7 protein-coding genes are annotated in these 5,988 nt (G+C 63.3%); 3 read left to right on the top strand and 4 right to left on the bottom strand.

What is annotated here, in order from left to right; translation table 11 throughout:
• Positions 1-19: 19 nt before the first annotated feature.
• Complete coding sequence (locus ACEQXE_RS00945; RefSeq protein ID WP_372524226.1) at positions 20-385, bottom strand: PCRF domain-containing protein; 366 nt, start codon at positions 383-385, stop codon at positions 20-22.
• 274 nt (positions 386-659) lie between these two features.
• A complete protein-coding gene (gene hisS / locus ACEQXE_RS00940; RefSeq protein ID WP_370177017.1) occupies positions 660-2,003 on the bottom strand; it encodes a histidine--tRNA ligase in 1,344 nt (447 codons plus the stop codon).
• Positions 2,004-2,114: 111 nt separating this feature from the next.
• Between hisS and ppa the strand changes: the two genes are divergently transcribed.
• Positions 2,115-2,642 (top strand): inorganic diphosphatase, encoded by a 528-nt coding sequence (gene ppa, locus ACEQXE_RS00935; protein WP_370177016.1) that lies wholly within the window; start codon positions 2,115-2,117, stop codon positions 2,640-2,642.
• Positions 2,643-2,737: 95 nt separating this feature from the next.
• The gene (locus ACEQXE_RS00930) at positions 2,738-2,953 is read left to right on the top strand and encodes a hypothetical protein (protein ID WP_370177015.1); all 216 of its coding nucleotides are present in this window, start codon (positions 2,738-2,740) and stop codon (positions 2,951-2,953) included.
• A 106-nt stretch (positions 2,954-3,059) separates the two neighbouring features.
• Here ACEQXE_RS00930 and ACEQXE_RS00925 read toward each other — a convergent pair whose 3' ends face one another.
• Positions 3,060-4,436 (bottom strand): mechanosensitive ion channel domain-containing protein, encoded by a 1,377-nt coding sequence (locus tag ACEQXE_RS00925; protein ID WP_370177014.1) that lies wholly within the window; start codon positions 4,434-4,436, stop codon positions 3,060-3,062.
• 50 nt (positions 4,437-4,486) lie between these two features.
• On the bottom strand, positions 4,487-4,846 hold the full coding sequence (locus ACEQXE_RS00920) for a hypothetical protein (protein WP_370177013.1): 360 nt from the start codon (positions 4,844-4,846) through the stop codon (positions 4,487-4,489).
• Between the two features lie 144 nt (positions 4,847-4,990).
• Between ACEQXE_RS00920 and lptB the strand changes: the two genes are divergently transcribed.
• On the top strand, positions 4,991-5,788 hold the full coding sequence (lptB, locus tag ACEQXE_RS00915) for an LPS export ABC transporter ATP-binding protein (RefSeq protein WP_370177012.1): 798 nt from the start codon (positions 4,991-4,993) through the stop codon (positions 5,786-5,788).
• Positions 5,789-5,988: the final 200 nt, after the last annotated feature.

Genomic DNA, 5,988 nt, shown 5'->3' with positions numbered 1-5,988 from the left:
CCGAGATCTACACGCGATCTCACACTCTGTCCCTACACGACGCTCTTCCGATCTCGAGCATCGCGGGCTTCGCATCGGCGGAATCGCGCGGGAGCATCGCGATGGCGAGCTGCTGTTCGAGATCGGGAATGCGCGCGTTCAGCGCTTCCAGCTCCTCCTGCGCCATATCCTTCATCTCGGGGTCGGAGAGCATGTCTTCCAGCCCCGCAACTTCCTCGCGCGCCGCTTTCAGCTCCAGCGCAAGCTTCGCGACCGGCTCCAGCTCGGCATAATCGCGGCTCGCCTGCACGAATTCCTCGCCCTCCAGCTGGCCAGACGCCATCCGCGCCTCGATCTCTGCGAAGCGGTTGGCGATCTGGTCGAGGCGTTCGGGGGGGATGGTCAATGGTCGTTCCGGGTGGGCGGTCTTAAGGGCAGGCCTGACACACCTGACACAGTGTCATGGGGTGGAAAACAGGCCGGTGATCTGGCGGTTATTGCGTGAGGCGAATGTCGGGTGCGCTGGCAGTCATGCAAGGCGCATTAGCGCGGGTGGTGCAAGGTAGGAAAGGTGGGGCGCTACCTCCTTTTCTCGTCACCCCGGACTTGATCCGGGGTCCAGCTTACTTTTGTTTCACCGGAAGAAAGCGGGATCCCGGCTCGGAGGCCGGGATGACGGGCTATGATTGGGTTGTTTTGTGTTCGTAAATCCGCCCGCCCAGTCCAGCCATGAGCATAGCGCGGGTAGCACTAGCTCCTACACGCCGGTCAAGGATATCATCGATTGGGCGTGAGGCCTGTTCACCTGATTTCAGATCGCGCACAGTGACTTTGCCGCTAACGAGTTCCTCCTCACCAATGATGATCGCAGCTTCAGCGCCAGCGGAATTCGCGCGTTGCATCCGCTTCTTCAGATTGCCTCGGTAGGCCATCTCGGTCGATAAGCCTTTTGAACGCAAAGCAGGCAGGATCTGTGCACAAAGACCTTCTGCAGCTTCTCCGACGGGGATCAGAACGAATTCCAGCCAACTCTCATTCTTCTCCCCCACCAGCATCGCCAGCCGCTCGATCCCGGCAGCCCAGCCGACCGCAGGCGTGGCAGGCCCGCCGAGGCTTTCGATCAGCCCGTCATAGCGGCCACCGCCGAGGATCGTGCTTTGCGAGCCCAGTGCATTTGCTGCCGCCGAGCCTTCGTCCGGGATGAATTCGAACGCGGTGTGGCGGTAGTAGTCGAGCCCGCGCACGAGGCTTTCGGCGCGCTTCCACTTCACCCCCGCCGCATCCAGCCCGCTGGTCACCGAATCGAAAAACGCGCGCGCCTCGTCCGACAAAAACGCGTCGATCTTCGGTGCATCGGCGACGAATTGCTGGTCGCGCCGGTCCTTCGAATCGAGAATGCGCAGCGGGTTCTTCTCAAGCCGCTCCTGCGATTCCTCGCTCAGCTGGCCTTCGACTGCGCGGAAATAGTCGATCAGCGCTGCGCGCCATGCCTCGCGGCTGTCGCCATCGCCCAGCGTGTTGAGGTGCAGGGTCACGTCCACGATCCCCAGCTCGCGGATCACCTGGTCGGCCATCGCCAGCAGTTCCACGTCCGCCTGCGGTTCCGCCGCGCCGATAATCTCGGCATCGATCTGGTGGAACTGGCGATAGCGGCCCTTCTGCGGGCGCTCGTAACGGAACAGCGGGCCGTGCGTCGCGAGCTTGACCGGCGCGTGCTGCTGCCAGCCATTGGTGAGGTACGCACGCGCGATTCCCGCCGTGAATTCGGGCCGCAGGGTCAGCGATTCGCCGCCGCGATCCTCGAACGAATACATTTCCTTCGAAACAATATCCGTCGTCTCGCCGATCGAGCGCGCGAACACTTCCGTGCGTTCGAACACCGGGAACTCGGCGCGGCGGAAGCGGTAGAGCTTGCGTACGCGCTCGAAGGTTTCGACCACGAAGGCGAACGCCTCTGCATCGGCCCCGAAAATGTCCTGTGTGCCGCGTATCGCCTGCGGCGTCTTGGAAGAGCTTTTTGCCATGGGCGGTGCAGTTAGGCTGGCATTGCCCCTTCCGCAATCGCCTCTCACCCGTTAAGCCGCGCCGCAGTTTGGGGAGAGGGGCCGAACCAGTAACAAGAGAGCCCTCCAAAAATGCGTATCGACAAAGTGCCCACGGGTGACAATCCGCCCGAAAACCTCAATGTCATCATCGAGGTGCCGACCGGCGGCGAGCCGGTGAAGTACGAGTTCGACAAGGAATCGGGCGCGTTGTTCGTCGACCGGATCCTGCACACGCCGATGCGCTATCCGGCGAATTACGGCTTCGTGCCGCACACGCTCTCACCCGATGGCGATCCGCTGGATGCGCTGGTGATCGCGCGCAGCCCCTTCATCGCTGGCTGCGTGGTGCGCGCCCGCCCGATCGGCGTGCTGAACCTCGAAGACGAGCATGGCGGCGACGAGAAACTGATCTGCGTGCCGGTCGATTCGACCTTCCCGTATTATTCGGATGTGGGCGAAACGAAGGACCTGCCGAGCATCATCTTCCAGCAAATCGAGCACTTCTTCACGCACTACAAGGATCTGGAAGCCGAAAAGTGGGTCCGCGTGGGTGCCTGGGGCGATGCGGCCGAGGCAAAGAAGATCGTGGTCGAAGCGATCGAGCGGGCCAAGGGCTAAACCCCGGCCTTGCGCCGCGCATCCGGGAATGTGCGGTTGCGGGCTGGCTTGTGACGATGATACGTTATATCCAGCCGCAAACGGAGGAAACCGGGATGACACGACGTATCGCTTCGATCGGCCTTATTGCAGCACTGGGCCTCGCGGCCTGTACCGAGGCCGCGACGGAGGAACAGGGCGGGCGCTTGCTCGAAGACGACGAAATCGTAGAACCTGCGGATGAGGATGCTCACGATCATGACCATGCCGAGGGCGAAGATCACGACCACGACCACGATCACGCCGAGGGCGAGGATCACGACCACGAATAGTCAGGCGAACTGACTGGCAGTCGGTCTCCGCTGGTTTCGGCAACCTGCGGGCCCGGCGGCTGTCGCTGTGGCATGGTGAGCTTTGACAGGGCTCACCAATCCTGCGTCACTCCACCGGCCGCCGGTGATCGAGCAGGTCGCGCTTCTTCTCCGCACCTTCGCGCTCGTCCTCGACCATTTCGTCGATTTCGTTACGCGGCGAGACATCGGCCGGAGGAGTATCGGTAGCGGGTTTGGGCTTCTTCGCCTGCCATTCGACCCCGTCGCGGTCGGCAATATTCTCGAACGGGAGGCTGGCCGAACGCGGATCGAACCGCAGGCGGTAGATCGGTTCGGGCAGGCCGAAGCCCGCCGCCTCCAACGCGTTCTTCACCGCCGGAATCGCCGCGCTCTGCGCCTTGAACCAGTCGGTCTCGCGCTGGTCCACCCAGCCGAGGAAGCGCACCAGCACGTTCGAATCGCCTACTTCCTCGATCCGCGCTTCGGGCGCCGGATCGGCCAGCACGAAGGGCTGCTTCGCCAGCACATCGCGCCCCAGCTCGGCAGCGGCGGCTGCATCGTCATCCGGGTCCACCCCCAGCGTGAAATCGAACCGGCGCTGCGGATTGCGCGTGAAATTGGTGATCACCGCCTTGAAGACGGTCGAGTTGGGGATGCGCAGGTGGTTGCCCTCCAGCGTCATCAGCACGGTCGCGCGGCTGGTCAGCCGTACCACGCGGCCCTGCATGTCGTCGATCTGCACGAGGTCGTTGGCGCGGAATGGCTGGCGCAGGCTCAGCATCAGCGACGCGACGTAGTTCTCCACCGTGTCGCGCATGGCAAAGCCCAGCGCGAGGCCGATCACCCCGGCACCGCCCAGCACTGCGCCCAGCAGCGCGGTCGCCCCGATAATGTCGAGCGCAATCACGAGCGCGAAAATGATCGAGGCCAGCCGGATCGCGCTGGCGATCAGGTCTGCCAGGAAGCGGTTGGGCGTGAACACCCGCCAGATGAACTTGAGCGAGGCGAGCAAGTACCCGGCAAGCAGGATCGCCAGCCCCACCAGCACCGCCACCCCGATCAGTGGCAGCATATTGGCCGCATCGCGCAGCCGGTCGAGCAGTGCCGTGACGATGTCCTTCGTACCGCTGAGCGAAGTATCCCTCACCACATCGTTCTCGACCGTCACAACATCGAAACGACCGGCGATGGCGCCTGCCTGATCGATCGCGGCCTGACTGGGGGCCGAGCCCGTCAGCCGTACGACGCCTTCGGAAACCGACACCTCGATTGCCGCAAGCTCATCCACTTCATCGTAAATGCCACGCAGCCTGTCTGCGATCCGCTCATCCGCAGCCGGGTCCCGCGCATCGGACAGCGCGCCATCCGCGCCTGCCGGCGTTGCCTCGGTCTCGGATGATGGGATGGCGGAGAGGTCCGGCAAGGCTGCGGCAGCAGGCGCCGCCACGCACGCCAAGACAATGGCGGCCAGAATCCGCAGCATACCGATCTATCCCCCTAATTCGTGACGCAGCAATCGCTGCGGTGCACCGATCAATGCGGGAATGCGAACCCGAATCCAAGCGCGAGCAGGATGGGGACACCTATCGTGAGCAGCCAGAGCGCGACCTGATCGCGCCGGAACGCGCCGCGCAACACTGGATCGTGCGCATCGCGATCGTCCAGCTTGGTCCAGCGGTGCTCGAAGAAGCGCAATACGGGGATGAATGCGCCGACCATCACCACCAGCAGGATGTAAACGCTGATCCCCTCAAACGCATATTTCATTTTCGGCATCGTGATGAAAATCAGCAGCGCGGTGGTCACCAACAGCGCCCACGCGATATTGTCGCTGATGCTCGCGCGCCAATCGATGTCATGATGCTTGGCTTCTTGGCTGGCCCAGGTGCTCATCTCGGTATCCTCTCACATCCCCATCCCGTTCACTGGATAGATCGTGCGCGAGGCAGGCTCAAGCATTACGGGCGAAAACGCCGCATTGCGGCACTGTTGACCATTGCAGCTTTCGTCGCGCGCACCATTTGCTACAGGATCCCCATGGCCGAAATCGATCCCGCCGAAATTGCGCAAAGCCACGCCGAGGTAGAGGCGAACGCCGCCCCGCCGATTCCGCAGGGCGGGCTGGAAGTCGTGTCGATCGCCAAGAGCTACGACAAGCGCGCCGTGCTGACCGATATTTCGCTGTCGGTCGGCAAGGGCGAGGTGCTCGGCCTGCTGGGCCCCAACGGCGCGGGCAAGACCACGTGCTTCTATTCAATCATGGGGCTCGTGAAGCCCGATAGCGGCCGCATCCTGATGGATGGCGAGGATGTGACCAACCTGCCCATGTATCGCCGTGCGATCCTGGGCCTGGGTTACCTGCCGCAGGAAACCAGCATTTTCCGCGGGCTGACGGTAGAGCAGAACATTGCCACCGTGCTCGAGCTGGCGGAGCCAGACCGCGAGGTACGGCGTGAGGGGCTGGAACGCCTGCTCGACGAATTCGGCCTCACCCGGCTGCGCAGCGCACCCGCCATGGCACTGTCGGGCGGCGAGCGGCGGCGGTGCGAAATCGCGCGGGCGCTGGCGGCCAACCCATCGATCATGCTGCTGGACGAGCCGTTCGCGGGGATCGATCCGCTCTCGATCAGCGATATCCGCGACCTCGTGCGCGACCTGAAGGATCGCGGGATCGGCGTGCTGATAACCGATCATAACGTTCGCGAAACGCTCGATATCGTAGACCGCGCCTGTATCATCTACGGTGGCCAGGTGCTGTTTGCGGGAACCCCGCAAGACCTGGTGGCAGACGAGAACGTGCGCAGGCTCTACCTTGGCGAGAATTTTACGCTCTGATTTGCTGGCCCCTTGCGACCGTGTCGCGAGAGGAGACGTCGGCGGCCAGGTTCGGTACCGGCCCACACCCCCTCCCGGCCAAGTGTTGTGGGTTTTCCGGCGGTTGGCGACATGACCGCTTTTGGAGACCGCAGGGCCGCCGGGTCGGCACCAGCCCACACCCCCACCCGGCCAACCCATGGGATTATCCAGATCGGAAG

This window comes from Alteriqipengyuania sp. (genome assembly GCF_964222115.1).
Classification (GTDB): domain Bacteria; phylum Pseudomonadota; class Alphaproteobacteria; order Sphingomonadales; family Sphingomonadaceae; genus Alteriqipengyuania.
Note: the sequence above shows the minus strand (reverse complement) of the source record. Positions and strands in the feature narration are given on the sequence as shown.

Bases quoted from the DNA above. Each gene is read 5' to 3' on its own strand.
- lptB (WP_370177012.1), top strand. From the start codon at position 4,991: ATGGCCGAAATCGATCCCGCCGAAATTGCGCAAAGCCACGCCGAGGTA.
- ppa (WP_370177016.1), top strand. From the start codon at position 2,115: ATGCGTATCGACAAAGTGCCCACGGGTGACAATCCGCCCGAAAACCTC.
- ACEQXE_RS00920 (WP_370177013.1), bottom strand. From the start codon at position 4,846: ATGAGCACCTGGGCCAGCCAAGAAGCCAAGCATCATGACATCGATTGG.
- ACEQXE_RS00925 (WP_370177014.1), bottom strand. From the start codon at position 4,436: ATGCTGCGGATTCTGGCCGCCATTGTCTTGGCGTGCGTGGCGGCGCCT.
- hisS (WP_370177017.1), bottom strand. From the start codon at position 2,003: ATGGCAAAAAGCTCTTCCAAGACGCCGCAGGCGATACGCGGCACACAG.
- ACEQXE_RS00930 (WP_370177015.1), top strand. From the start codon at position 2,738: ATGACACGACGTATCGCTTCGATCGGCCTTATTGCAGCACTGGGCCTC.